Below are 25,902 nucleotides of genomic sequence, written 5' to 3'. Positions count from 1 at the left end.
GGGCTCTACCGTTCCGTTAAGCGTTGTCAGGTCAGGTAATTCAGCAGGCTGAGCTGCTGCAGGCGTGCGGTCAGCGCGAAGGACGTTTCGATGTGCTGCGTCAGGTCGGCGACGCGGGTCGCGGCTTCGGCTGGATCGACGCCAACCAGATCGACAATATGCCGTTCGAACAGATCGGTCTGAGTTTTCATACGGTCGTTTGCGTCGGACAGCCGCTTCTGGACGATGCCGGTCTCGGACTGAACCTGGGCAATGCCGCTCAGCGCTTCGCCGACCAGCAACGTGGAGCGGCTGACGACCGTGTTCTTCGCAGCCTGGCTGATGTTGCTGGACATCAGGCTGGCAACCATGGTTGCCGCCATGGCGAGCTTCTGGATGCCGTCGCTGTTGGCACTGGTCGAGGTCGGTGTGGTTTCGTTGAGCGCGATGCGGCTGACGATCTGCTGGTCGGTGGCGTTCGACCAGTTGCCTTGCCATCCCGGACCCATGAACTGCGGTACGACGTCGTTGGTGATGAAATCGTCCATCTGCGCGGCAGTGATGTTGGCGGCTGCCGGGTCATCCGGGGTGAAACCGAAATTGCTGACGAAGGAAGCATCGAATGCCGCCTTTGCCGGCGAGCCGGCGGCGCTGAAGTCGTTGATCGGCTTGACGTCGGTGTTGGTGCCGGCGAACAGGTACTCGCCGTTGACGCTGGTGTTGAGGATCGAGGTCAGCTGCTGGATGGTCGCTTTGCCGGAATCCCGGGTGAGACTGTTGGAAGAATCGCTTGATGAGGCGGTGGTCAGGGCAGACAGGAATGTCTGAGCGGCGCCGGAAAGCTGGCCAAGCGAGGTCTGCGTCGAGGAAAGCCGGGCGCCGACCAGGCCGTTGGAGTCGATGATGACATTGAGCCGGTCAAGATCGCGCTGGAAGGTGACGGACTGGGCAGTGCGCCCTCCGAGAGCTAGACCGACATCGGCGACCTTGCCACTCGAGGATTCTTTCGTAGCTTTGACGAGATCGGCCTGCATGCGCATCTGCTGGGAGCGCATGGCGTTCGATATGGCGGCTGACGAGACAGAAGTCATGGATTATCCCACCGCGTTGAGCAAGGCCGCCATCATGTCGTCGACGGTTTTCATCATCCGGGCCGACGCCTGATAGGTGTGCTCGAGGTCGAGGAGCAGCGACATTTCCTGGTCGACATTGACGCCGGTTGCGTTGGACAGCGCCTCGGCGCTGCGCGAGGCCAGTGCTTCCTTGGCGTCGGAAGCGGTCGATGCCTGCTGGCGCACGCCCTCGAACCAGCCGATCGAGTTGGCCGCGTAGTCGGAAACGCTGGACGTAGCCGAAACCCCGGCGGCGGGATCGAAGGCCATCGGCTGGTCGAGCCGATCGCCATAGGCAATCAGCAGGGTGGAATAGGATGCGCCGCCGGTGTTGGCGACATAGGCCGCACCGTTGGCACCGCCGTCGCGCAGCCGCGTCGGATTGCCGCCGCTGCTCGGGTCCATCGCCGCATTGACGCTGATGGATGCGGCAAGCCCGTTGACCAGCGTGCCCCCTGCCGGCACGACCGGCGCGCCCGACCATGTAAACAGGCCGGTTTTGTTAGGTTGCGATGGCGCCGTTTCGGCAAAGGCCGTGATCAGGCCGCGCGCGGTCTCGTCGAGCTGGCTCTGCATGGTCGAGGCGACGCCGTCGCGCAGTTGCAGCAGGCCGGCAAGCGTGCCGCTGGCGCTGGTGTTGCCGCCGGCTCCCGCCGAGATCGGCACATTGTCGATATAGACTGCATTGCCGGCGGCGCCCGCGGTATAGCCAGCCGACGCCGCGAAACTGACCGTGCGCGGTATCGTCTCGAACAATGTCGTGCCGTCACCGGTGGTGATGACCATGTCATTGTCGCCCCGCGAGAAAGTCGACACCGGGACATAGTTCGAAATCTTCTTCAAAAGCGCGTCGCGCTGGTCGAGCGCATCGGAAACATCGTTGCCGGAGCGGGTTCCGGTCATGACGGCCGTGTTGGCATCCTGGAACTGGCTGAGCAGCGAGTTCAGGTCGTCAACCGCCGTGGCGATCTGGCCATCGGTCTGGGTGCGGAAATCCTGGACGGCCTTGGAGCCCTCGTTCAGCGAACGCACAACCTGCTTGGCGGCGTCGATGACGCTGGCTCCGAGGTTCTGGTTGGACGGGGAAGTGGCGTAGAGCTGCAGCGCCTGCTGCAGGTTGGCGATCACGGACGAGGGCGAGGACGCATTGTCGACGCCGTTGACCGCAACTCCCAGCTGATCCATGCCGCTGAAGAGCGCGTTCTGGCCGCTCCAGGCCGACAGTGCGCCGAGATTCTGGCGGAACAAGAGGTCATTGGTGACGCGTTGAATATCAACCGACCGCGCGCCCGGCGCCGTGCTGGTGACGATGGCCTGGCGGCGCGAATAGTCCGGATTGGAGGCGTCGGCAACGTTGCGCGAGACAACGCTGGTCTGTCGCGCGGTGTTCATAAGCGCGGACTGGGCGATACTCAATGCGGTAGACAGTGACATGCGGTCTTTCGCGGGGCGGTGCCCGTTTTATCTCTTCAGGTTGACAAGGACGTCCATCAGATCGGAGCCGGTCTGGAAGACTTTCGAATTGGCGGTGTAGCTGCGCTGCGCTGCGATCATGTTGGTCAGCTCCTCGGCGATGTCGACGTTGGAGTTCTCGATCGCGCCGGAGATAATGGAGCCAAGCTTGCCTTCATTGGCGAAGCCGACACGGACCGCGCCCGACTCGGTGCCCTGCGAGTAGACATTGCCGGGCAGTGCGGTGAGTTGATCCGGGCTCTGCACGTCGGCCAGCGGGATCTTGTAGAGCGGTTTGGTGGAACCGTCCTTGTACTGGGCGTAGATGGTGCCGTCCTTGCTGATCTGGACCTTGTCGATGGTGCTCGGCGCGTTGCCGTTGACCTGGGCATCGGAAACGGTGAAGCCGGTGCCAAGCTGGGTCAGCGCCGACAGATCGAGCGAAAAGGCAGAGCCGTTCGGCACGGTGAATGAAACGCTGGTGGGCGTGCCGGTGAGCTTGCCGGTGGTGGTGTCGAAGGTCAGATTGGCCGAACCGAGCGCGCCGCCTGTGTAGGGAAATGAGGTTCCGGCAGTGGCCTTCGACTGGTCGAAGACCGCTACCTGCCAGGTGCCGGTGCCGGTGTTGGTGAAATAGACGTCGAGCAGCTTCTTGTTGCCGAGATTGTCATAGGCGACCATCGAGGATTTCGACGTGTATTGTGCGCCCGCGGCGTTGGCGGCGGGCAGGTTGGCGGTCGCGACCGGTGTCGCGCCTGCCGGCAGGTTGCCGGCATAGCTACCGTCGGTGCTCGGCGTCGCGGTCATTCCCTGGTCGGAGATGACAACCGGGACCAATCCCTCGAAGCCGTTGACCGTCGCTGCCGGCACGCCGTTGTCGTAGCTATAGGCCATCAGCTGGAAGCCGGCCGAGTTGACCAGCCTGCCCTGCCCATCGGGCACGAAGGCGCCGGCGCGGGTCAGGTAAGGTGTGCCGCTCGGATCCTGAACGACAAAGAAACCATCGCCGCTGACAGCAAGATCCGAGACCGAGGTCGTGTATTGAAGCACGCCCGGATCGCTGACCGCCTGACGGATCGTCGTGGTGATGCCGCCGGAATTATAAGCGCCGCCTGTAGATGGCATGACCAGCGTCGAGAACTCTGCGGAGGACCGCTTGTAACCGGTGGTATCGGAATTGGCGATGTTGTCGGCGACCGTCGACAGGCGGTTTGCTTGCGCGTTCATGCCGGAAACGCCGGTCCGCATCATTCCGTAGAGGCTCATCGAAACGTCTCCCCAATGTGCATGCCGCTGGCTCCAAAGTGGATGCCACTGGCAACGAGGCTACGCGTGTTTTCTTGCGCGAGGCTGGCGCGAAGCTGCATCAGAAGACCAGCCGGTAGCCAAGAAAGCGCTTGGAATCGATCGGGTCGCTGCCCAGCTTTTCGCGCAGCTTCTTGCGCAGTTTGCTGATGTGGCTTTCGACCACGTTCTCCTCGACCTCTTCGTCGAAGATGCCGTAGATGGCGTTGAAAACCTGGGTCTTGGTGACGCGACGCCCGCGATTGCTCGCCAGATATTCGAGGATGCGGCGCTCACGGCGCGGCAGGGGCAGGGGCTGGCCGTCGATTTCTGGGTCGCGGCCGTCCATGAAGATGCGCATGGCGCCGATCTCGGTGTAGGCGACATCTTCCTGGGCCCGACGGCGGATGGCGGTGATGCGGGCCAGTATCTCTCTGATGTGGACGGGCTTGCGAATGACGTCGTCGACGCCGCTTTCAAACAACCGCAGCGTGTTCTCCAGGGAGTGCTGTTCGCTGAGCGCGATGACCGGAGCGCCGGTGCGATCGCGGATCTGGCGGGGAGAGATGGAGCCATCGCGGCAGTCGCCGATGAGGAAGGCCCTGACCGAGCGAAGATCGGTATCGGCAGCCGAGTTCACCCACTCACCAAACTCGCCGGATGCAAAGCCTGCACAGGCGATGCCCTCACGATCGAAAAGTGAATTGTATCCCTCTGTTACGAGCTCGCGCTCGTCAACGATAACAATCATCGGCCCGCCTCCGAATCAAATCATTTGCCCCGTGAAGAAAGGCGTATCCGCTGGCGAGAATCCTGAACAACCGTCATTTCTTGTAGCTAGTTTCTTGGGAGTCCGGAATCGTATCGGTTGCATTAGCATGCAGCCAAATATGCTCTCGAGGGTAAGAGCCGACTTGGTCCAAGCGACGAGTCAGGGTTGCGGGATCGACTCGCTGAACCGGGAAATACGCTTATGGGTTGCAAAAGCCGCGAGCGTTCGCGGTCCATTTTCCAAAGCCTGTGGCGACCATGTTGGCAATGACGCGGCAGACATAGATCTTCTGTGCCGGATCGTTGTCGGAACCGGCATGATAGCGGGCGACAGCCATCGACCAGGTCTCGTGACGGGCATGGAGGCCGGCCAGGAAGCGCGCCGCGTAATCGACGTTCTGGCGTGGGTCGAGCATGTCCTCGACGCTGCGAAAATGCGAGGCGTGGTAGTGATGGTTGATCTGCATGCAGCCCAGATCGATCAGCGTCTTGCCCTCGCGGCGGGCATTGGCAAAGGCGGCAAGGGCTTCGGCCCGGCTTCGCGGAAAGACCGCTTTTCCCTCTATATTCAAGGCGTTGGGTTGAAGGCTGCCCTTGTTTCCAGTCTCCGTCAGGCCAACGGCATAGAGGATGCCGGCGGGTACGCCATAGCGATCGGCGGCGCGCAGGATCTCCGGCTCGCAAGGGTTGGCCACAGCAGCGGCAGCGCTTGCCGCGCTAGATAATGATATCGCCGCCAGAGCGCTCGCGAGAAGGCGAAGTGCCGCGGCCGTAATCCTGCGCATCATCGTTGCGTTTCCCCGAGGGTTGCTGACCCGATTTCTGGCCGCCGGCTCCACCATTGCCGCCGCCCGAATTCCCGGGTTGAAAGGACGACGGATCGCGGCCCGTTGCCGCCGGCAGGGGTGCGGTTGCATCGGAGCGGGTTGTGGCGGGGGCTGCTACCGAAGGTTGCAGGATTGTGACCTTGTCGACCTCGAAGCCAAGCCCGCGCAGCGATTTGACGATGGCCTCGCTGTCGGCTGACAGACGACGATAGGCGTCATGTGTTTCAGGCTTCAGCTCAATCGAAAGTTGTTCTCCGGAGAGGCGAAGATGGGCCGTAACCATACCGAGTTCTGCTGGGTGCAGCTCGATCTTCAACACATGTGTCGGAACGGCAACAGAGCTGGCCAGCTGGGCGGTCGTGGATGAGGCTGAAACTGCCTTTTGCGGGCCGCTATCGGCGGCTATGGCGTTGACCACATTGAGAGCTGCCTGGCTGATGGGACTTTGCGGCGGTGCTGGGTAGCTCCGTTCGGACACCACGTCGATGCGTGTCGCGGACAGGGACTGTTTTCCCGCTTCGGGCCGCATCGCGGACTGGACGTCCTCGATGCTCTTCATCGCCGGCGCGGCGGCGTGCCTCGACCGTACGCCGGGCGCGTCGGCAGCCGGCGCGTCGGGCAGCTTCTGGGCCGCCACCGCGTTGTCGCGTTTCGACGTAATCGAGGCCGCAACCGCAGCACTCGGCGGCTTGGCGTCAAGCGCCGTCAGAGACCCCTCGACGATCGAGACCTGCTCCGGCTTCGATACGGTCTCGAGGGCTTCGCGTCCGGCCGTCAATTTCGAGCGGTAGGTCTTCGGCAGTGGAGCTTGCCCGTCGAGCGCCGGGGCCGGCGGGCTCTCGCCAGTGGTTGCGTCGCGCCCGGCTGCTTTGGACGATGTCGAGAAATGGCGCAGGTCATGAAACGCGATCAGCAGCGGTAGATCGTCATGAAGCGGCGCGGCATCGGCTACCGGTGCTGTCTCTTCGGCGTCGGCATCGTCCCTGTGTGACTTTGGTCCCAGGTCGTCCTTGCCGGCCTTCACGGTCGGCCCTTTGGCGGGGGCGATCGGTCATGGCGCGGCCGACGACGGCTCGGCCTTGCCGACATGGCCGGCGAGGCCGGCAGTGAGCTTGCTCCAGCGCGGGTTTCGTGTTCCCGCTTCGGTCGTCGGCTGCCGTTGCGGGCGGGCAGGATCGGTGTCGCCGCGCAGCACCTTGCCGAAGCCATCGTCATCGTTCCTGCCATTCGCGGCCGGTCGCTCCGACGTCGCGCGCGTGGAGGCAGATCCTGGCAGGGCCGGTCCGAGTCTGGTGGTCATTTTGGGGCGGCTCCAAGCATCTGGTCGATCACGTCGAGCTGTCGACGTGTTCTGGTCATGGCGGCATCGGTCGGATCGGTAGGCTGGGGACTGGCAGCAGGCGACGGTGCCGACGCCGGCATGACAGCCGCCGCATCGGCAGGCGCGGACGGAACCGCGTGCGTGTCCGGCGCACTGGCAGCTGGTCCGCCGGAGGCCGCGGCAGCGGCAGGTTGCTCCGGGATCGCACCTTCGACCGGTGGCAGCCCGCTGACATCGGCGCCTTGCGGTGTAGCGGTCTCGGGCATCGGTGGTTGCTCGACCGCAACAGGGGCAGGCTTTTCCTCGGGAAGGGCGGTGGGCGGCGCCACGACTTCGCCCGCAATGGCCTGCGCGGCGTCGAGCAAGGCGCGGTCGCCATCCGACAACCGGCTGCGGTCGATCTTGCCAAGCTTGCCGCGAACATCCTCGATAGTGCCCGAGGTGACGGTGGAAAGGCTGGCATAGAGCAGGGCGCGGGGATCATCCTGGTTGGTGTTGCCGTCGCGGCCCTGCTCGGCCCGCGCCGAGGCGAAGGCCGACAGGTCGTTCAGACCGTCGATCGCGGCGCGGCGGGCGATGCGTAGATAGATCACCTTCTCGCGCTCGGAATCCATCATCGAGGTAATATCGGCCAGCTTGTCCTGGCTGATCGACATATGCAGTGCGATGACGCCGGAGACGAAAGAGTCGGCGAACTGGCTGGCATAGGGTGAATAAAGATAGCGCTCGACATATTGGGTGGAGGCAAGCGCGAAGCGTGCCGCGTCACCTTGCGTGGCTGCAATGCCGACCGAACGGCGCAGTGCCGCTTCCTCGACCAGCGTGCCGGGGCTGAGCAACCTCGCCTCGTCGAGCAGACCAAGTGCGGCCGCCGGCTGGTCGCCGGCAAGCAACGAGCCTTTGACCAGCGCCAGGAAGGCGCCGAGATCTGGAGGCAGCGCCATGGGATCGATCGGCTTCAAGGCTTCGATCGCCTCGCCGGGCCGGCCGGTCAGGTAGTTGATCACGCCTTTGGCTATGGCAAGGTTTTGCGGGTCCGTCGTGGCGCGCGACGCGGCGGCCTCGACGGTCACCGGATTGCCGCCGCTCATGCCGTAGACAAGCAGGGCGCGAAAGTTCTTGGGATCCTTGTAGTCCTCGGCATCCGCCGTGCGCAGGCGCGCATCCGCCATCTCCAGCAGCTTGGCCTGCATCGGCAGCGCGGCATGATCGCCGGTGGCTATGCGATCCTGCACCAGCTGCAGCGAGCGCACCAGCTGATATGGCTGCAGCGCTTCCTGAGCGAAGCCGGCCGACGGGTGTCCGCCGGCCAGCAGCAACAGGCCAATCAATCGGCTGGTGGCGGCCGTTCGCCTCATCCGTCGGTCGCCATCAGGATTTCGATGCGGCGGTTCACGGCCGCCAATGGATTTGCGGGGTCCTTCGGCTGGCGGTCGGCGAAGCCTGCGACCTCGGTGATGCGGCGTTCGTCGACGCCACCGCGCACGAGCATGTAGTAGGCGGAATGCGCGCGCGCCGTCGACAGTCGCCAATTGTCATAGCTGTCGCTACGGAACGGTCGTGCGTCGGTGTGGCCGTTGATGCTGATGGTGCCCTTTTGGCTGTTGACGATGCGGCCGATCTTCTCCATCACCAGCACAAGTTCGCGTCTCGGCAGCGCCGAGCCAACCTCGAACATGCCGAAGTCGAACTGGTCGGTGATAGAGATGACGACGCCCTTGTCGGTGGCTTCGACCGAGACGCCGTCGTGCAGCTTGTCGCCGGATTTGAAGGCATCGGCCAACTGCCGCTTGACGTCGGCCGCGGCCTTGACAGCGGCCGCGGTAGGCGCCTTCCCGCTGGTTTCGGGCTTGGCAGCCTTTTGCGCCTCGGCGTCGGCCTTGGCTGGGTCCGCGGCCTTGATGTCGTTCGGTTTGGTCTCGCCTGGCTTGGTCTCGCCCGGTTTGGTTTCGCTTGATTTCGTGTCGCCGACCTTGGCCATTTCCGGATTCGTGGCCCGCTTGCCGATCGCGTCCTTGGCCAGCGGTTCGTGCGGTGCGGCAGCGACGGGCGGTACGGCTTTGACTTTCGGCACTTGCGTTTCGGCGGCCTTGTCGCCGGGCTTGACCGGATCGCCCTCGATCCTGGTGCGCTCGGCACTGGCCTCCGCGGCGGGCGCCGCCATTTGTTGCGACCAGAAATCCGGCTCGAAGGGATCGCGGTAGGAGGCGCCGCCAGAGGCGCCTGTCGCCGGGCCGGCAGCCTGCGCGCCGCCGTCGCCCTTCTGACTGACGTTCTGCATGACGCCGGTGTCGGTGGCGATTTCCGAAAGCACCGCATAAGGATCGGCGAACAGATGCTCGTCGGAGTGCTCCGCCTGCGACAGTTCCTGCTTTTCCTGCTTGCGGTCCGCCGAGCCGTCGCCGTCCTGGCCGGCCTTGTTGGTCGCCTTCTGCGGATTGTCGGCCGTCGTGCCGATCGCGCGCGGACCGTCGCCGAGATCCTCCAGGCCCTTGCGGCTCGAATTGCGGTCGACCAGCTTGACTGGGTTGAAGTAGCTGGCGACGGCCGCCTTGGTCTGCTCGTTGGCGGCGTTGATCAGCCACATGACCAGGAAGAAACACATCATGGCCGTCATGAAGTCGGCGAAGGCGATCTTCCAGACGCCGCCATGGTGGGCGTCGTCGTGATCGCCATGCGCATGCCGCACGATGATGATTTCGTGGGGGGCGTGTCCGGCCTCTGCGACGCTCATGCAAGAACCTCTGAGAGGGTCGTCGACCATTCGGCCATGCGCGTTTCGAACACCGCCTCGTCGATGGCGACAGTGAGGTCGAAGCCCGGTGTCTCGACGAAGTCGAGATTGGCGGCGCGTGGCCCGAGCGATGCCTTCAGCGTTTCGAATAGTGAGAGCGGCCCGCGGACGGCGATGCGCACCGCTTCAGCATCGCCGACCGCCTCGCGTATCGCACTGGCGAGCACCTCGATCGAGCGTTTCTGCAGATCGTCGCTAATGATGCCGCCAATGATGCGAGCGACCGTGGCGGCGACAAGTCCGGTCACACGCGCCTCCATGGCATCGATACGCTGCGAGACCGCCTTGCCGATATCGTCGCCAAGGCTTTCGAGAAATACCCTTGCTTCTTCTGCATTGGCCTGGCGTTCGGCTTCGAGCGCTGCTTCATGCGCAACCGAAAGGCGCGCCTCAAGCGCAACCTCGGCCTGGACAACCGCTTCCGCGATCAGCGTGCCGATATCGGCTTGCGGGGCAGGCGTCTCCTGATTGTGTTGGGGATCGACCGTGGCCCGGCTGGCACGTTGCGTGCGTGTGCCGAAATCAGGCAGAAGGTCGAAGAGGGCTGCGGAGGGCATGGTCTACACCGCAACTTCCTGGGCTGCCCATTTGCGCAGGATCTGCGCGGTACGCTCCTCGTTGAGGTCGACCATTCGGGCAAGCCGATCCTGCGGCGCCGGCCTGATCTTCTGGCGAAGATCATCGAGCGGTGTCGGACCTGGTCGCGAACCGGGCAAGGCGCCAACCGCGACATTGTCGGCGACCGCCGTGGCTTCCGGCATTGGCAGCGAGCGCTGGACGTCATCGAAGCTGGGGCCCGACAGGGCCGGTGTTGCCTTAGCCGTCAGCGCCGACGCCATTGGCCTCAGGCCGAAGAAGGCGACCAGGAACACCACGACGATGAAGGCGCCGGCGTTGATCAGCGTGCCGGCATGCTGGCCGATGGAATCGAGCATTCCGGCCTGCGGGATCGCCTCGCCCTCCAGCCCGTCGATGAACTCGACAGCCGAGACATCGATGACGTCGCCGCGCTTTTCGTCCAGGCCGGTGGCCGAGGTCACCATCTTCTGGATGTCGGCGACGCGCTTGGCAATCTGCTCCGGCGTGGCGTCCTTGCCGAGTATGGTCATCAGCCGCTGCTGGTTGACGACGACGGCAATGGACATCTTGGTGACGCTGTAGCCGTTGGAGACGGTGGCGATCTTCTTTGAATTGATCTCGTAGTTGGTGATCTCTTCTCTGCGATCGTTCTGCGAAGAGGACTGCGGACCATCGGTGGCGGTTGCCTGGGTCTCGGGCAGGTTCTGTTCGACGCTGGCCGGGGTCGAGGCCTGCTTCTGATTGTTGTTCTCGTTGGCGCGCACCGATTGCACCGAGCGTTCGACGCGGGAGTTCGGATCGAAGATGGTTTCTTCGGTCTGGCGGGTGTCGGTGTTGACCTCGGCCTTGACGCTGGCGCGGAAATTATCGGGGCCGAGATAGGCAGTCAGCGCACGGCGGATGTTGTCGCCGATCTGAGCCTCGACGGTCTGCTCGACGCCGAGCGTGCGGGCGGCGCTGGTGTTGGAAGGGTCATCGCCCGCGGCCAGCAGATTGCCGCTGGAATCGAGCACCGTCACCTTGTCGGCCGACAGGCCGGGGACGGCGGCGGCAACGAGATGGCGGATCGACATGGCGCTCTTCTCGGCGTCGATGCCGGCGTAGCGGATGACCACCGAGGCGGAAGGCTGCTGCTCGTCGCGGCGGAAATTGGCGCGTTCGGACATGACGATATGGACGCGCGCCGCCTTGATGCCCGATATCGACTGGATGGTGCGGGCGATCTCGCCTTCCAGCGCACGCACGCGGGTGATCTGCTGCATGAAGGAGGTGAGGCCGAGCGAGCCGACATTGTCGAACAGTTCGTAGCCGGCATTGGCGCTTGTCGGCAGCCCCTTTTCGGCCAGCAGCATGCGCGCCTGCGCGGTGGTGCCGGCCGGCACCAGCACCGAGGTTCCGTCGGCACCGACGTCGAAGCCGATGCCGGCTTCGCCCAGCACCAGGCCGATCTGGTTCACGTCGGCGCGGTCGAGGCCGACATAGAGCGTGTCGTAGGCGGGGCGGTTGAGATAGACCGAGGCGATGCCGATGACACCCATCACCAGAACCGCGATGCCCGCCAGCATGGCGAGGCGCTTCACGCCAAACCCGCGGAGATTCGAGATGATGCTCTGGATCTGTTCCGGCACGGTTCAACGACTCCCAGCATGATTGTCCGCCGGAACAGTAGTCTTCGAAGCTTGTGCGAAAATGAAATCGGGCCGCGCTTGCGACGCGGCCCGTCAATCGGGATGAGTGGGGATCGCGCTAGTGGCGCCTGTGATCAGTTCTTGAACAGCGACAGGATCGACTGCGAGGCGCTGTTGGCGATCGACAGCGCCTGGATGCCGAGCTGCTGCTGCACCTGCAATGCCTGCAAGCGGGTCGATTCCTTGTTCATGTCGGCATCGACGAGCTGGCCGACGCCGCGGTCGATGGAGTCCATCAAGCTCTGGGTGAAGGTCTTCTGTAGGTCGATGCTGCTCTTGGCGGCGCCGAGGATGGTGGCGGAGTCGGTCAGCTGAGCCATGACCTTGTCGATCCTATTCACCATCTGCGTGATGATATCGTCGGTCACCCCGGCCGCCGTGATATCGAGGTTGTAGGCCGAGATGTTGTCAATCTTGGCGGGGGTGCCGGTAACAGCGGCCTGGCCCGCGGTGTTCGCGGCGATATCAGTCCCTCCGCCGGCGATCGCGGCAGCATAGGCTGTGTCATACTCCGTCTGGGCGGCTCCTGTGGAATAGATGGAAGTCTGGCGATCGAGGGTGCCATAGTTCTTCACGTCGCTGGCAAGGCCGTAGTCAAAGAGCTTAGTGCTCTCGACATCGATGTCGATCGTTCCGATCGAGATGGCGCCGGATGAGGAGCGATTGAATGAAGAAACAATCTGGGAGTCGGGCTGGACGCCGTCATTGGCGGCCGCGACCTGCTTGGAGGTCACCGCAAGGAAATTAGATCCCGAGAAGGTGGCTGCATCTGCAAAGGACTTCATCTGCGCCTGAAGGGCCTTGATCTCGGTCTGGGTCTTCGCCTTGGCGGCATCCGTCTGGCCGACGGTCGAGAGCACCTTTGTCTTGATCTGACCGATCGTCGTCAGCACATTGTTCAAGCCGGTGTAGGCGGTATCGACTTTCGAGGCGCCGAGGCCGAGTGCGTCCTGGACCGTCGACAGGGCCTGATTGTCCGAACGCATCGTGGTGGCGATCGACCAATAGGCGGCGTTGTCGGAGGCCTGCGAGACCCGATAGCCCGTCGATATACGAGCCTGCGTCTGTTCGAGCGACTTGCTTGTGGCGCTGAGGCTTTGGAGTGCGGTTAACGCCGAAGCGTTTGTCATGATGCTCGCCAAGAAAGTCGCTCCTTCTCAAAAGCCGACATGCTCAGACACGCCGGATAGGACTGTTCAACGCTGCTATCGTGCCGGTAGGGCCGATTCGCCAACTGTTGTAAGCTATTGGTTAACCATAATTAGCGCGACATGGTTAACAGCCTGTTAAACGCTGGCTTCCAGAGTTAAGGAGCGACGGTTGCGCGGGGCTGGAGAAAAACGCAAATCGGGCCGCGCTTTTGGCGCGGCCCGATTTCTTGGTGCGAAATGTGGTGGAGCGGAGGCGATTAGCCGCGGAAGAGCGACAGGATCGACTGCGAGGAACCGTTGGCGATCGACAGCGCCTGGATGCCAAGCTGCTGCTGGACCTGCAGGGCCTGCAGACGCGTCGATTCCTTGTTCATGTCGGCGTCAACGAGCTGGCCAATACCGCGATCGATGGAGTCCATCAGGTTCGAGGTGAAGGTCTTCTGCAGGTCGATAGAGCTCTTGGCGGCGCCGAGCTTGGTGGCGGCGTTGGTCATGTCCTTGAGCGCCGCGTCGACGACGGTCATCTGCTGCGCGATCTGACTATCGCTGGCAGCAACGCCACCCGCGAAGATGGTCAGCGAGGCGACCGAATAGGTATCGGTGACCAGTGCAGCCGCGCCCAGGGCTGACTGCGAGCCCGAGGCTGCGGCCGCAGCGCCGGTGGTGCCGAGGCGGGCCGTGTCGAGGATGCCCTTGGCGGTCGGCGCGGCGCCGGCGTCATAGAGCTTGATGCTTTCCACTTTGACGTCGATGGTCGAGATCGAAACCGCACCGGTGGAGCTGCGATTGAAGGCCGAAACGATCTTGACGTCTGCCGCCGTGCCCGAAGCCGTGGACACCGACAGCATGTTGGTGCCGGAGAAGGTGGCGCCGTCGGCGTAGGCTTTCAACTGGTTCTGAAGAGCGGCGATTTCGACCTGGGTTTTTTCCTTGGCCGCATCGGTCTGACCGTAGGATGCGGTCAGCTTCTGCTGGATCTGGTTGATCGTGCTGATCGCGCTGTTCATGCCGGTGTAAGCGGTGTCGACCTTCGAAGCGCCGAGGCCGAGCGAGTCCGAAACGGTGGACATTGCCTGGTTGTCGGAACGCATCGTGGTGGCGATCGACCAGTAAGCGGCGTTGTCGGAGGCCTGCGAGACCTTGTAGCCGGTCGAGATGCGGGACTGGGTGGCTTCGAGGTTCTTGTTGGTGGAGTTCAGGCTCTGCAGTGCCGTCAACGCGGCAGTGTTCGTCATGATGCTGGACATGGCTACTCGTACCCTGATTTTACACGTGTTTTTTTGACATACCGGCTCTACCGGTATGACGGTGCGGCATCATGCCAATGATCTCTGGAAATCGATCACCCGCCATCTGCGAGCGAATATGCGGGCAAGTCCCTACCAAAGGGCTAAACCGGACGGTTAATCGAAAATATATTGCGTGAATCCTGCGCCTGAGCAGCGCGCCAGAGCGGCGCTGCAGGATTCAGTCGCCCGGGATCAGTTGAAGGAGCGCACCAGGCTGCCGACGAGCAGATTCCAGCCGTCGATCAGGACGAAGAACAGGATCTTGAACGGCAGCGACACCACTGTCGGCGGCAGCATCATCATACCCATCGCCATGGTGATCGTCGCGACGATCATGTCGATGACCAGGAATGGCAGCACGATCAGGAAGCCGATCTCGAAGCCGCGCCGGATCTCCGAGATCATGAAGGCGGGTACGAGAATGCGGAGGTCGACGGTGTCGCGCGAAACTGTCTGGCCGCGCTCGCGAGCGAGATCGGCGAACAGGTCGAAGTCCTTGTCGCGCACATTGTGCAGCATGAAGGTGCGGAACGGATCCGAAATCCTCTCGAACGCCTCGGTCTGGGTGATCTGGTTGTCCATCAGCGGCTTGACGCCGGTGTTCCAGGCCTGATCGAAGGTCGGCGCCATGACATAGAAGGTCATGAACAGCGACAGCGAGATGAGAATGAGGTTTGCCGGCGTCGACTGCAGGCCGATGCCGGCGCGCAGGATCGAGAAGGCGATGACGAAACGGGTGAAGCTGGTCACCATGATCAGCAGGCCCGGCGCCACCGACAGCACGGTCAGCAGGCCGAACATCTGGATGATGTAGCCGACGGTGGTGCCATCGGCCTTGCCGATGCCGCCGAGATCCAGCTGCTGGGCCGCCGCGACGGACGTGGCGGCGGCGATCAACGCCATGGCGAGAAGGAACTTTCTCATTCGAGCAGCAATGTCCTGATGAGAACCTGTTTGGCGTGACCCTGGCTGCGGATCGAGGCGCGTTCCTCGAGATCGGCCTTCAGGTGCTGGTAGCCGCTGGCGCCCTCGATCTGATGCATCTTCAAGGTGCGCACCAAGGCCAGAAGATCCTGGTGGATGTCGTCCGACATTGCCTGTGGCTGCGGCCCATCATAGACGACGGACACCTCCATCCTGATCCAGGTATCGGCAGGCGAAGCGATGTTGGTGGTGATCGGCGCCAGCACGACGAGCGTTGGCCCCACGCCTGGCTGCTCGGCCGCAGCCTGCTGCTCGGTCTTGCCTTGGTTCTCAGGCGCCGCCGGTACCGTCGGAGGTGCGCCGACGCCCTTCAGGTAACCGCCGGACATCCAGCCCATGCCGATGGCGGCCGCCGTCACAACCAGCAGCATGCCGCCCTGGACCGCGAGCGAAGGACCCTTGCGGGGCTGAACCTGTTCGACATTTGCCACGGCGCGGTGTTCTCCAATCCTAGAACGGAAGAACCTGATCGAGAACCTGCTGGCCGTAGGCAGGTTGCTGGATCTCGGTGATGCGGCCGCGTCCGCCATAGGAGATGCGCGCTTCGGCGATGCGTTCGTAGGGGATTGTGTTTTCGGCGCCGATATCGGCCGGCCGCACGATGCCGGCGATGGTCAGCACCCTGAGTTCGGCGTTGACGCGCACTTCCTGCGATCCCTTGATCATCAAATTGCCGTTCGGCAGGACATCGATGACGATGGCAGCAACATTGAGCTCCAGGGTTTCCGATCGCTTGATCTCGCCATCAGCGGTCGTGTCCGTGGTGGAGTTGAGAGCGCCAGCACCCTTGCCGGCGGTGCTGCCGATCTTGTCCCATTGCGCGCTGATATCGAAACCGAGCTTGCGGTTGGCAGTGCGGCTCCTGTCGTTCTGGTTCTTGAAGTTGGCGCGGTCATTGATCCTGATCTTGACGGTCAGGATGTCGCCCTGGGACAGCGCCCGCGGATCGGTGAACAACCGGCTCTGGCGGTCATCCCACAGCGAGAATTTCCTGGGCGGCGCAGGCGGCGTTTCCGGATAGCGATAGAGGGAAGAGCTGCTGCCGTCGTCGATGCCGGAGCCGACCGGCGACAGAGCCGGTTCCCTGCCGACCTCTTTCAGGTTGGTTCCACAACCGGACAACATGACGACCGCGAACAGGACGAGCATTTTGCGGATCATGACGGGTCTACCCTTCGGGCTGCGCTAGCCATGATGCCGGTGAGCGTCGCCGCCGCCTTCTGGTCCATTTCGTTGAGGATGACGCTCGCTTTGCGGGGGTCGAGCTTCATCAATACGGCCGCCGCCAGATCCGCGTTGACGATGGCCAGCCGCTCGGCGGCGGCGTCAGGCTTCATGCCGGCATAGATCTGGACCACGCCGTCCTCGGCCCGGGCCAGGAAAACCTCGCGTCGCTTCAGCCACGTCTCGTATTCGGCCTTTTTTTCCTCCAGCGCCTTCATACGCTGGTCGATGCCGGCCTGGAGCTGTTTCAGTTCCTCCGCCTGCAAGACATAGCGGCGGTCGCGGGCGGCGTCTGCGATGTTGGAGCAAAAACGCTCGATCTCGCTTTGGTCGGGTGCCTTCTCTCGCGCCAATTGCTGCGCCGCCGCTGCGACCGGGGCTCCCGGCAGGACCTGGCGGATCGCCTCCTCACCGCGTGCGGTATCGCCGGCAAAGGGCAGAGCCGCGAGAACGGCGGTCACGAGCAGGATAGCGACGGGGCGATATCCTTCACGGCGTGGGAAGGAGCGTGTCATCGGCATAGCCTATTGCAGAACCAGGTCGGCCTGCAGGGCTCCGGCCGATTTAATGCCCTGCAGAATGGCAATGATGCCGTCCGGCTTGACGCCGAGCCGGTTGAGGCCGGAAACGAGGGTCTGGAGATCGGGACCGTCAAGCACGGCAACGCGGGCGTCGGGCCGGCTGGCTTCGATGGCGGTGAACGGTTCGACGGCGGTCTCGCCCTTGGAGAAGGGCTCGGGCTGCACGATGCGCGGTGCTTCGGTGATCCGCACGGTGAGCGTGCCGTGACTGATGGCGACCCGCGAGATCTTGACGTCGTTGCCGATGACGATGGTGCCGGTGCGCTCGTCGATGACGACACGGGCCGGCGTGTCCGATTCCACAACAAGGTTCTCGATCTCGGCATAGAAGCGAGCCGCCGAAACACCCTTTGGCCTTCTGATCTGCACGGTGCGCGAATCGCGCTCGGCCGCTACGCGCGCACCGAAACGCTGGCTGGTGTAGTCGTTGATGGCATCGGCGATACGGATGGCGGTCGAGAAGTCGGGATTGCGCAGTTGCAGCGTCAGTGTTGCCTGATCGTCGAACTCGGCCTGGACGGCACGCTCGACGATGGCACCGTTGGGCACGCGGCCGGACGTCGGCACGCCTTGCGTCAGCTGCTCGGCCTGTCCCTTGGCGGTAAAGCCGGAAACGATCACCGAGCCCTGGCCGACGGCATAGATCTCGCCGTCCGCCGCCTTAAGCGGCGTCATGATCAGCGTTCCGCCGGCGAGCGAAGTCGCGTCGCCCATCGAGGAGACGTCGATGTCGATGCGAGCGCCCGACTGCACGTAGGGGGGCATGTTAGCGGTGACGATGACGGCGGCGACGTTCTTGGCGCGCGCGCTGCCGCCTTCGGTGGCGATGCCGAGATTTTCGAGCATGGCGCGGATCGACTGTTCGGTGAACGGCGAGTTGCGCAAGCTGTCGCCCGATCCGGCAAGGCCGATGACCAGACCGTAGCCGACCAGCTGGTTGTCGCGCGAGCTCTGCAGCTGGGCGATGTCCTTGATGCGCGAGGCGACCTGGCCCGGCGGCAGCGAACTCGGCCCGGACGAGACCCGAAACATGCGGCTGGTGGTGGCCGGATCATATTCGGGATCGTTATAGACGCCGCCATTCTTGGCGGCGAGATCGCGTTTGGCCTTCGGTGTCAGGCCGTCGGCCAGAGCCGGTTGCAGGCCAAGTACGGCTGCCAATATCAGGGTAAGTCCGCGCATCATGAAGCGCTGACCTGGATGGTTCCATCCGCCATCACCGTGCCGGACAGGATCTTGCCGCTGTCGACGTTGCGGACCTTGACGAGGTCGCCCGCGGCACCTGGCTGCAGTGTCACCGCGGTTGCCGAGATCGTCAGTCCGCCGGCGATGAAGAAGACCTGCACGGACGCACCCTGTTCGACCAGCCAGGCTTCGCGGATGGCGGTAGAAGGGATGTAGCGGCCGGGCAGCAGCGTGCGCTTGGCGACCTTGCCGTCGAGTTCCTCGGCCCTTGTGACGACTCCGTCCGGCTTGTGCTTGCCGGCGATGAGGGTCACCCGTTTCAAAGCCGTAAGTTCGATGGTCTGGCCGGGATAGATGACCCGGTTGGGTATCAGCACGACGTCGCCGACAGGTTGATTGCTGGCGATCTGGGTGGCTGACTGGTCGGCCGACTGGTTTGTCGATTCCTGGGCAAAAGCCGGCATGCTTCCCGTTGCCAGCGCAAGGACGAGCGCGGTGCGGCGGAATGCGGACGGGAGGCCGGGCGTCGACATCGTTCGCTACCTGATGTTCTTGGAGACGACGGAGGCCATGTCGTCGGCGGCCTGGATGACCTTGGAGTTCATCTCATAGGCGCGCTGTGCCGATATCAGCTCGGTGATTTCCTTGACCGGATCGACGTTCGAGGCTTCGAGATAGCCCTGCTGGATGGTGGCAAACCCTGGATCGCCCGGGACACCGACATTCGCCGGACCGGAGGCCGTGGTTTCCTGGAACAAATTGTCGCCGAGCGGCGCCAGGCCCGCCTCGTTGGCGAAGTTGGCGATCTGAAGCTGGCCGAGATTCTGGAGGTCGGTCTGGCCGTCGATGCGAGCGAAGACCTGTCCCGTCTTGTTGACGATAACCTCGACGGCATCGACGGGGACGTTGATGGCCGGAATGACGGCAGCGCCGTCGACTGTCACCAATTGGCCTGTCGCGTTGGTGTTGAGGGCGCCGGCGCGGCTGTAGAGCGTGCCGCCGTCGGCGCCTTCGATCTGGAACCAGCCCCTGCCGGTCAGCGCCAGGTCGAAACTGTTGCCGGTGCTGGTCAGTTCGCCCTGGGTGTGAACGTTGCGCACGGCCGTCGTCTTGACGCCGAGGCCGATCGAGACGCCCTCCGGCACCAGCGAGGCATTGGAGCGGTTGGGCACACCCTGCGTGCGATCGACCTGGTAGAGGAGGTCGGAGAATTCGGCACGGGCGCGCTTGTAGCCGGTGGTGTTGATGTTGGCGATGTTGTTGGCGATGACTTCCAGATTTGTCTGCTGGGCATTCATGCCGGTGGCGGCGATGGCGAGTGCTTTCATGGCGGAATTCCTCAGATGCCCATTCGACTGACTTCGAGATAGGCGGAAACCACCTTGTCGCGGATGGCGACGGCGGTCTGAAGCGCCTGCTGCGCGCTCATCACGGCGTCGACCACCTGCCGGGTGTCGGCGTCGCCCTTGAGCGCCTGTATCGACACCTGTTCGGCGTTCTGCATCGTGTTGACCGTCTTGGAGGCGGCCTGGCTCAACGCTTCGGCGAAGGAGGTGCCGACATTGCCACCGGCCGAAGATGTCGCGCTGCCCTGGAGCAGGCTTGTCATCGCATCGTCGCCGCCGATCGGCGACTTGAACTGAAGGGCTGCGAGGCCGCTGATCATTACTGGTTCCTCATCAGGTCGATGGTCATCGAAATAAGGTCGCGCGCCTGCTTGACGACCTGAAGATTGGCTTCATAGGAGCGGTTGGCCTCGGTCATGTCAGCCATCTCGATCAGCACGTTGACGTTGGGCATCTTGACGTAGCCCTTCTCATTGGCGGCCTCGTTGCCGGGCTGGAACTCGACCGGAAAGTCACTGGGATCACGATCGATCGAGTTCACTGCAACCGTCGAGCTGCCGGAGGTCCGGTCGAGCTCGGAGACGAAGCTGATGGTCTTGCGGCGATACGGATCGGAGCCGGGAGCAGTTCCCGTCGACTGGGCGTTGGCTAGGTTTTCGGAAACGACGCGCAGCCGCTCCGATTGGGCGCCGAGGCCGGATGCTGCGACTTTGAGGGCTGCGGTCAGCGCGTCCATGGTCAGCTCTTCACCGCCATCATCATCATGGAATGGAACGCCTTGACGATCGCCGTGTTGAGCTCGAAGGAGCGGCGCACCTCGCCGGCCTTCATCAACTGGTCTTCCAACACGACCGAGTTCTTGGACGGCATGATGACGCCGTCATCTTCCTGCGGCTTGATGGTGAAGCCGGCATTGGTCGCTGCGTTACCGAGATGACCGGCCTGTGTGGCCTGAAGCGACACGGCTGTGCGGTCGAGCACCTTTTCGAACGGTTCGACATCGTTTGCCGTGTAGCCCGGCGTGTTGGCGTTGGCGATGTTGCCGGCGACGGCCGACTGGCGCACGGCCAGCCACTGGGCTTGCTTGGCGGCGAGGTCGAAAAGGGAAACGGGCTCCATGGGAATCTCCGGGCGGGTTCCCGAAGACTAGGCCGCCAGTCTTGCGCGGACCTTGCGGATAGCAGCAGGCTTCAGACGGGGCGCCTATCGGGAGAGTTGGATCACCTGGTTGGTGCTGGTGACCATCACCCATTTGCCGTTGCGCTGCTCGATGGATGACACCTGGCTGGTATCCGGCAGTATCGAGCCAGGCTGGACGATCCAGAGGCCGGCGTCGTCCTCGATCATGGCGCGGCCATTGGCGACATGGACCATGCGGAATTTCGCCGCGTCGGCCGGAAAGGGCTGATCGTCGGGTGCCGGTGAGGGATTGGCGTCATCCTGCACGGTTCCCGTGGCGAGCAGATCGAGATTGGTGGCCGGAACGTCTTTGGCCGTCAGCGCCGCGCTGCGTTGGGCGACCACGCCGCCGCCCGCCCGTCCCGAATTGGTGCCGGTGCCGCCGAACTTGATCGCCTGTACGCCGAACTGGTCCTGATTGAAGAATATGTACCACGGAAACAGGGCGCAGATCAGCCCGAGCGTGATGCCGAGCGCGGCAATGACGAAGTCGCTGCGCCGGTCGGATTTCTTTTTCAGCCTCGGAAACTGCGCCTTTGGCGGCTGCGGCCATTCGGTGCGCGGGAACAGCCCGTCGATCAGCGATTCGCGGCTGGCTTGGGTCATCTCGGCGGCCCCGGCCCGGGGAACCCTGGGCGGAGCGGGCTCGCCGACCCTGGCCAGAACGGCCTCGGCTTTGGCAACCCGTGGCAGGGCTGGCTTTACGGCTCTGGCCAGAACCGCCTCGGCTTTGGCAGCGATCGCACGGGCAACCTTTGCCTTGGCGGTTCTGGCTTCGTCAGCTCGGGCTTTCTCCGCCGCGTTGGCCTCGGCGATCATGTCGCGCAGGATGCGCTCGGTATATTCGCGTTCAGTCTCCGGCATCGGCATTCAGCTTGCTCTTGAGGTGGCGGGCGAGATCGGAGAACGGATCGGTTGACGGGCGGTCCTTCGGCGCTTGCGTCAGCGCTTCGTAGATCAGCGGCACCTGGCGCACGGCAATATCGAGCTCGGCATCGACGCCGCCCTGGTAAGCGCCCAGCAGGCGGATGTCGCGCGTATCCTCGAACCGCGAGATCATCGACTTCAGTCTTGTCACCAGCGCGCGCTGTTCGGTGCTCCAGGCCTTGTCGGCCAGCCGCGATATGGACGACAGCGGATTGACCGGCGGGTAGCGGCCCTGTTCGGCAATTGTGCGGTCGAGCACAACGTGACCGTCGAGGATGCCGCGCACGGAATCAGCGACCGGGTCGTTGTGGTCGTCGCCGTCGACCAGCACGGAGATGATGGCGGTGATCGATCCTTTGCCTTCAGTGCCTGGCCCGGCACGTTCGAGCAGCTTGGGCAGTTCGGTGAACACCGAAGCCGGGTAGCCGCGCGCGACCGGTGGCTCGCCGGTTCCCGTCGCCACCTCGCGCAGCGCGTGGGCGAAGCGGGTGATCGAGTCCAGCACCAGGAGCACGCGGTGGCCCTGATCGCGAAAATGTTCGGCAATGCGCATGGCAGTGTCCGGCGCGCGACGGCGCATCATGGCGCTCTCATCGCTGGTGGCGACGACGGCGACGGTCTTGGCCATGCTGTCGCCGATCGTGTCCTCGAGGAATTCGCGGACTTCGCGGCCGCGTTCGCCGATGAGCGCCACGACGACGGTGTCGAACGCGTCGGCGCCGGCAAGCATGGCGAGCAGCGTCGACTTGCCGACGCCGGAGCCGGCGAAGATGCCGAGGCGCTGGCCGAAGCAGAGCGGCGTGAAGATGTCGATGACCTTGACCCCGGTCATGAAGGCGGTGCCGACACGCTGCCGCGTCATTGCGCCGGGCGTCGTCTGGGCGCCGCTCGAAGCTTCATCACCCCTGACGAGCGGCGCGCCGCCATCGATTGCCCTGGTGAGCGCGTCGATGGTGCGGCCGCGCCACGAGGCATGCGGCGACACCGCGAGCGGACCGCGGCGGAACACGGCATCGCCGATGCCGGCATCTGCACTGCGTTCGAAGGGCGCCACGACGACTTCGTCGCGGCTGATCTTGACGATCTCGCCATGGCGCGTGCCGCCATGGCCGCGCTGCTCGACGATGTCGCCGAGCCTGGCGAAATCGGATAGGCCGTGCACCTTGTAATGCGTGGGCGTGACTTCGGTGACGCGGCCTCCGCGCTTGAGTAGCGTCTCGGCGTCGGCGAAACGCTGCCATACCCGTTCCAGCGCGGCAAGCCGGTCTTTCGGGGCTGGCTGGAGCTGCCTTTCGGATGCGCGCAGGGATGGCTGGTCAAGTGACATGGACTATTTCGAGCCGAGCGTCTTGATCGCCTCGTCAGTGGAGGAGTCGGTCTGCCGCATAAGGGCAGCGGTGTTCTCGAAGGCGCGCTGGACCATGATCAGCCGGGTGATCTCCAGCACCGGATTGACGTTGGATTCTTCGAGAAACCCCTGGGCGATGCCTATATCGGAGCGATCGGTAACAGGCTCAGGCGTGCGTGCCGGAACGATGCCGGAATTGCCGTAGCGGACAAAATTCTCGCCCGGATCGAACTTGTAGAGACCGATCGAGCCGACAAGCTGACCGTTCTGGCGCAGCGAACCGTCGGCCCCGGCCTTGGGCGGACCGTTGCGCGGATCGAGTTGGATCGGCGAGCCGCCGGCATCGAGCACTGCGTGGCCTTCCATCGACATGAGTTCGCCGTTCTCGTTCATCGAAAAGCGCCCGTCGCGGGTCATGACCGTGCCGACAGGTGTATCGATGGCGAACCAGGCATCGCCCTGGACGGCGAAATCGAAGGGATTTCCGGTCTCGCTCAAGGCTCCGTGAGCGCCGGAAAGGTACGTCTTGCCGGAGGATGCGAAGGACACCGATTTCGACCCGGTGCCGGAGACGACGTCCTCGAACTTCACGCCGGTGGCGCGAAAACCGATCGTCGAGGCGTTGGCGACATTGTCGGCGATCGTATCGAGGCGGCGCTCGAGCGCGATCTGCGAGGAAAGGGCGACGTACAGACTGTCCCGCATGATGCTCTCAGAACCTCAGCTTCTGCATGGCCATCATCAGGTCGGTGGAGATGCCGACCGTGATCGGCTGCGCAAAGAGCACGCCGACCGATGTGACGGCCGATGACGTCGGGTTGTTGATCTCGTACATGCTGGCGAAGCGTGTCAGGAACTTGCCGAGCTTCTCGGGGTCGGAGAAATCCGAGATGTCGAGTTTCTGCTCGAACAGCTGCGCCTGCTTGTCGACATCGGCGGTGGCGAAGGAGTCGGGCAGCCCGAGCACTGTGCGCACGACGCTGGCAAGCGCGGTGTCGGCCAGCACGTCGAACCAGCTGGTGATATCAGGCGCCTTGCGGTCGAAATAAAGCGCCAGCCGCACGCCCTGGTTGGTCTTGCCGGCGTCCTCTTCGAGGGTCTGGCGCATGTATTTGTCGACGGTGGGCTGCTGTGCCGGATTGATGGTGGTGGTGTTCGCACCATAGGCTTCGAAATTGAAGGCGGAGGCAAGTGCGGCGTAGGTCTTGTCCGTCATCTTGTTGGCGACGCTGTCAGGATCGCGGACGCCACCTTGCAGGACCCGCTTGATGAGGTCCTTGTCCTCCGTCGCCGAATCGAGACCGAAAGAAGCCAGCGCATATGTGTAGAGCCGATTGTTCGACATCAGATCGTCGATCGACTTCACCTTGGTGATGTTGGCGAGATAGTATGTGGTCTCGCCCTTCACATAGGCCGAAGTCGGATCGAGGCCGGCGATTTCCGCCTGCGTGGCGTAGTTCTTGGTCACCATCTGCTGCGTCTTGTTGTAGATGGTTGCATTGGCGCCGTTGGCGGCGAAATTGAAGGCGCTGACGAATTCGGCATAGCGCTTATCGGTCAGCTTGTTGGCGAAACTGTCGGGATTGGAGACACCTTCCTTCAGGGCCTTGACCATGAAGGCCTTGGCGTAGTCCATGTCCTCAAGCCCGTAGGCCTTCATGGCATATTTGAACAAACGGTCATTCTTGACGAAATCGTCGATCGATTTCACCTTGGTGATGTTGGCGAGATAATATTTTGTGTCGCGATCAACCACCGGCTGCTGCTCGATCCTGTCGATCGACTTCGAGATGTCCTTGGTGATGAGCTGGTAGCTGGTAAAGGTATTCAGCAAAAACGTGCCTCCGGCCGAAGCTATGTCAGGACAATATCCCTACTTCCTTGCGCGAAACTGAATCGGATCCGGCGGCTTCGATTCAAGCCTCACACAAGGCACGAGGGCTATTCCTTGCTCCTGATGTGAAATGCGGAAGGACCTTTCGTGGGCATTCTGATTGGACTTGTGGTGACGCTCGGCTGCGTCCTTGGCGGCTTCATGGCCATGGGCGGCCATCTTCATGTGCTGGTACAGCCGTGGGAAGCCGTGGTCATCTGCGGTGCGGCGCTCGGCACCTTCCTCGTTGCCAACCCGATGAAGACGGTCAAGGACACCGGCAAGGCCATCCTCGAAGCGTTCAAGCAGGCTGTGCCGAAGGAGCGGGACTATCTCGAAACGCTGGGCGTGCTGCACTCACTGATGCGCGAGCTGCGCTCGAAGTCGCGCAGTGAGGTCGAAGCCCATATCGACAATGCCGAGGAGTCGGCGATCTTCCAGGCATTCCCGACCGTGCTCAAGAACCATGATCTGACGCATTTCATCTGCGACTACTGTCGCATCATCATAATCGGCAATGCTCGCTCGCATGAGATCGAGGCGCTGATGGACGAGGAAATCCAGACCATCAAATCCGACAAGATGAAGGCCTATCACGCGCTGATCGCGGTTGGCGATGGCTTGCCGGCGCTCGGCATCGTCGCTGCCGTCCTTGGCGTGGTCAAGGCGATGGGCGCGCTCGACCAGTCGCCGGAAATCCTAGGCGGCCTGATCGGCGCGGCCCTGGTCGGCACTTTCCTCGGCATCTTCCTGTCCTACGCGGTGGTCGGGCCTGTCGCCACCAAGATCAAGACGGTGCGTGAGAAGAAGAATCGCCTCTATATCATCGTCAAGCAGACGCTTCTGGCCTACATGAACGGCGCGCTGCCGCAGGTGGCGATCGAGTTCGGCCGCAAGACCATCTCATCCTACGAACGACCGACGATCGACGCCGTCGAGCAGAGCACCATGAACACCGGCGCCGTCGAAAAGAAGGCCGCCTGAGCGATGCGCGACAGATCGGTCCCC

At 63.3% G+C, this 25,902-nt stretch carries 28 protein-coding genes; 1 reads left to right on the top strand and 27 read right to left on the bottom strand.

Going from position 1 to position 25,902, the window contains the following annotated elements; all coding sequences use genetic code 11:
• Positions 1 to 26: 26 nt before the first annotated feature.
• From NKH57_RS16735 to NKH57_RS16605, 27 genes are all read right to left on the bottom strand, one after another.
• Complete coding sequence (locus tag NKH57_RS16735; RefSeq protein WP_352945566.1) at positions 27 to 1,070, bottom strand: flagellar hook-associated family protein; 1,044 nt, start codon at positions 1,068 to 1,070, stop codon at positions 27 to 29.
• Positions 1,071 to 1,073: 3 nt separating this feature from the next.
• Positions 1,074 to 2,525, bottom strand: a complete 1,452-nt coding sequence (flgK, locus tag NKH57_RS16730; RefSeq protein ID WP_352945564.1) for a flagellar hook-associated protein FlgK — start codon at positions 2,523 to 2,525, stop codon at positions 1,074 to 1,076.
• Between the two features lie 27 nt (positions 2,526 to 2,552).
• Positions 2,553 to 3,809, bottom strand: a complete 1,257-nt coding sequence (locus NKH57_RS16725; protein WP_023761701.1) for a flagellar hook protein FlgE — start codon at positions 3,807 to 3,809, stop codon at positions 2,553 to 2,555.
• 100 nt (positions 3,810 to 3,909) lie between these two features.
• Complete coding sequence (locus NKH57_RS16720; protein ID WP_023761699.1) at positions 3,910 to 4,578, bottom strand: response regulator transcription factor; 669 nt, start codon at positions 4,576 to 4,578, stop codon at positions 3,910 to 3,912.
• A 220-nt stretch (positions 4,579 to 4,798) separates the two neighbouring features.
• Positions 4,799 to 5,386, bottom strand: coding sequence for a transglycosylase SLT domain-containing protein (locus NKH57_RS16715; RefSeq protein ID WP_050589583.1), 588 nt, complete (start codon positions 5,384 to 5,386; stop codon positions 4,799 to 4,801).
• Entirely contained in the window at positions 5,316 to 6,449 is a 1,134-nt protein-coding gene (gene fliK, locus NKH57_RS16710) for a flagellar hook-length control protein FliK (RefSeq protein WP_352945561.1), read from the bottom strand. The genes NKH57_RS16715 and fliK overlap by 71 nt, the downstream gene beginning before the upstream one ends.
• Before the next feature lie 27 nt (positions 6,450 to 6,476).
• Complete coding sequence (locus NKH57_RS16705; RefSeq protein WP_352945559.1) at positions 6,477 to 6,725, bottom strand: hypothetical protein; 249 nt, start codon at positions 6,723 to 6,725, stop codon at positions 6,477 to 6,479.
• Positions 6,722 to 8,104, bottom strand: a complete 1,383-nt coding sequence (locus NKH57_RS16700; RefSeq protein ID WP_352945557.1) for a MotC family chemotaxis protein — start codon at positions 8,102 to 8,104, stop codon at positions 6,722 to 6,724. Before NKH57_RS16700 ends, NKH57_RS16705 begins: the two co-directional genes overlap by 4 nt.
• Complete coding sequence (locus tag NKH57_RS16695; protein ID WP_352945555.1) at positions 8,101 to 9,480, bottom strand: MotB family protein; 1,380 nt, start codon at positions 9,478 to 9,480, stop codon at positions 8,101 to 8,103. The genes NKH57_RS16700 and NKH57_RS16695 overlap by 4 nt, the downstream gene beginning before the upstream one ends.
• A complete protein-coding gene (locus NKH57_RS16690) occupies positions 9,477 to 10,097 on the bottom strand; it encodes a hypothetical protein (RefSeq protein ID WP_023761694.1) in 621 nt (206 codons plus the stop codon). The genes NKH57_RS16695 and NKH57_RS16690 overlap by 4 nt, the downstream gene beginning before the upstream one ends.
• Positions 10,098 to 10,100: 3 nt before the next feature.
• Complete coding sequence (gene fliF, locus NKH57_RS16685) at positions 10,101 to 11,747, bottom strand: flagellar basal-body MS-ring/collar protein FliF (protein WP_352599725.1); 1,647 nt, start codon at positions 11,745 to 11,747, stop codon at positions 10,101 to 10,103.
• Between the two features lie 134 nt (positions 11,748 to 11,881).
• On the bottom strand, positions 11,882 to 12,949 hold the full coding sequence (locus NKH57_RS16680; RefSeq protein ID WP_031260865.1) for a flagellin N-terminal helical domain-containing protein: 1,068 nt from the start codon (positions 12,947 to 12,949) through the stop codon (positions 11,882 to 11,884).
• Positions 12,950 to 13,215: 266 nt separating this feature from the next.
• Positions 13,216 to 14,205 carry a flagellin N-terminal helical domain-containing protein gene (locus NKH57_RS16675; RefSeq protein WP_352945552.1) on the bottom strand — a complete coding sequence of 330 codons (990 nt, stop codon included), beginning with the start codon at positions 14,203 to 14,205 and terminating at the stop codon, positions 13,216 to 13,218.
• Between the two features lie 234 nt (positions 14,206 to 14,439).
• Positions 14,440 to 15,171 carry a flagellar type III secretion system pore protein FliP gene (fliP, locus tag NKH57_RS16670; protein WP_352945550.1) on the bottom strand — a complete coding sequence of 244 codons (732 nt, stop codon included), beginning with the start codon at positions 15,169 to 15,171 and terminating at the stop codon, positions 14,440 to 14,442.
• Positions 15,168 to 15,662, bottom strand: coding sequence for a flagellar basal body-associated FliL family protein (locus NKH57_RS16665; protein WP_352945548.1), 495 nt, complete (start codon positions 15,660 to 15,662; stop codon positions 15,168 to 15,170). The genes fliP and NKH57_RS16665 overlap by 4 nt, the downstream gene beginning before the upstream one ends.
• A gap of 19 nt (positions 15,663 to 15,681) precedes the next feature.
• A complete protein-coding gene (gene flgH / locus NKH57_RS16660; RefSeq protein ID WP_352945546.1) occupies positions 15,682 to 16,392 on the bottom strand; it encodes a flagellar basal body L-ring protein FlgH in 711 nt (236 codons plus the stop codon).
• A complete protein-coding gene (locus NKH57_RS16655) occupies positions 16,389 to 16,976 on the bottom strand; it encodes a MotE family protein (RefSeq protein ID WP_352945544.1) in 588 nt (195 codons plus the stop codon). The genes flgH and NKH57_RS16655 overlap by 4 nt, the downstream gene beginning before the upstream one ends.
• A gap of 3 nt (positions 16,977 to 16,979) precedes the next feature.
• Complete coding sequence (locus NKH57_RS16650; protein ID WP_352945542.1) at positions 16,980 to 18,221, bottom strand: flagellar basal body P-ring protein FlgI; 1,242 nt, start codon at positions 18,219 to 18,221, stop codon at positions 16,980 to 16,982.
• The gene (gene flgA / locus NKH57_RS16645; RefSeq protein WP_352945540.1) at positions 18,218 to 18,754 is read right to left on the bottom strand and encodes a flagellar basal body P-ring formation chaperone FlgA; all 537 of its coding nucleotides are present in this window, start codon (positions 18,752 to 18,754) and stop codon (positions 18,218 to 18,220) included. The genes NKH57_RS16650 and flgA overlap by 4 nt, the downstream gene beginning before the upstream one ends.
• Before the next feature lie 6 nt (positions 18,755 to 18,760).
• On the bottom strand, positions 18,761 to 19,549 hold the full coding sequence (flgG, locus tag NKH57_RS16640; RefSeq protein ID WP_013529795.1) for a flagellar basal-body rod protein FlgG: 789 nt from the start codon (positions 19,547 to 19,549) through the stop codon (positions 18,761 to 18,763).
• An 11-nt stretch (positions 19,550 to 19,560) separates the two neighbouring features.
• A complete protein-coding gene (gene fliE / locus NKH57_RS16635) occupies positions 19,561 to 19,887 on the bottom strand; it encodes a flagellar hook-basal body complex protein FliE (protein WP_352599734.1) in 327 nt (108 codons plus the stop codon).
• Positions 19,887 to 20,303 carry a flagellar basal body rod protein FlgC gene (flgC, locus tag NKH57_RS16630; RefSeq protein WP_023761683.1) on the bottom strand — a complete coding sequence of 139 codons (417 nt, stop codon included), beginning with the start codon at positions 20,301 to 20,303 and terminating at the stop codon, positions 19,887 to 19,889. The genes fliE and flgC overlap by 1 nt, the downstream gene beginning before the upstream one ends.
• Positions 20,304 to 20,305: 2 nt before the next feature.
• Positions 20,306 to 20,686, bottom strand: coding sequence for a flagellar basal body rod protein FlgB (flgB, locus tag NKH57_RS16625; protein WP_023761682.1), 381 nt, complete (start codon positions 20,684 to 20,686; stop codon positions 20,306 to 20,308).
• Between the two features lie 84 nt (positions 20,687 to 20,770).
• A complete protein-coding gene (locus NKH57_RS16620; RefSeq protein ID WP_352945537.1) occupies positions 20,771 to 21,616 on the bottom strand; it encodes a hypothetical protein in 846 nt (281 codons plus the stop codon).
• Entirely contained in the window at positions 21,597 to 23,000 is a 1,404-nt protein-coding gene (fliI, locus tag NKH57_RS16615) for a flagellar protein export ATPase FliI (RefSeq protein ID WP_352945535.1), read from the bottom strand. Before fliI ends, NKH57_RS16620 begins: the two co-directional genes overlap by 20 nt.
• A gap of 3 nt (positions 23,001 to 23,003) precedes the next feature.
• Entirely contained in the window at positions 23,004 to 23,726 is a 723-nt protein-coding gene (flgF, locus tag NKH57_RS16610; protein WP_352945533.1) for a flagellar basal-body rod protein FlgF, read from the bottom strand.
• A 7-nt stretch (positions 23,727 to 23,733) separates the two neighbouring features.
• Positions 23,734 to 24,855: a DUF1217 domain-containing protein gene (locus NKH57_RS16605; RefSeq protein ID WP_352945531.1), complete on the bottom strand. Its 1,122-nt coding sequence runs from the start codon at positions 24,853 to 24,855 to the stop codon at positions 23,734 to 23,736.
• 147 nt (positions 24,856 to 25,002) lie between these two features.
• On the opposite strand from NKH57_RS16605, the gene motA reads away from it, so the two are divergent.
• Positions 25,003 to 25,878 (top strand): flagellar motor stator protein MotA, encoded by an 876-nt coding sequence (motA, locus tag NKH57_RS16600; RefSeq protein WP_023761677.1) that lies wholly within the window; start codon positions 25,003 to 25,005, stop codon positions 25,876 to 25,878.
• The last annotated feature ends 24 nt before the right edge of the window (positions 25,879 to 25,902 follow it).

Origin of the sequence: Mesorhizobium sp. M1050 (assembly GCF_040318715.1) — a bacterium.
Taxonomy (GTDB): Bacteria; Pseudomonadota; Alphaproteobacteria; order Rhizobiales; family Rhizobiaceae; genus Mesorhizobium.
The sequence above is the reverse complement of the archived record's forward strand: the minus strand, read 5'-3'. Positions and strand labels throughout refer to the sequence as shown.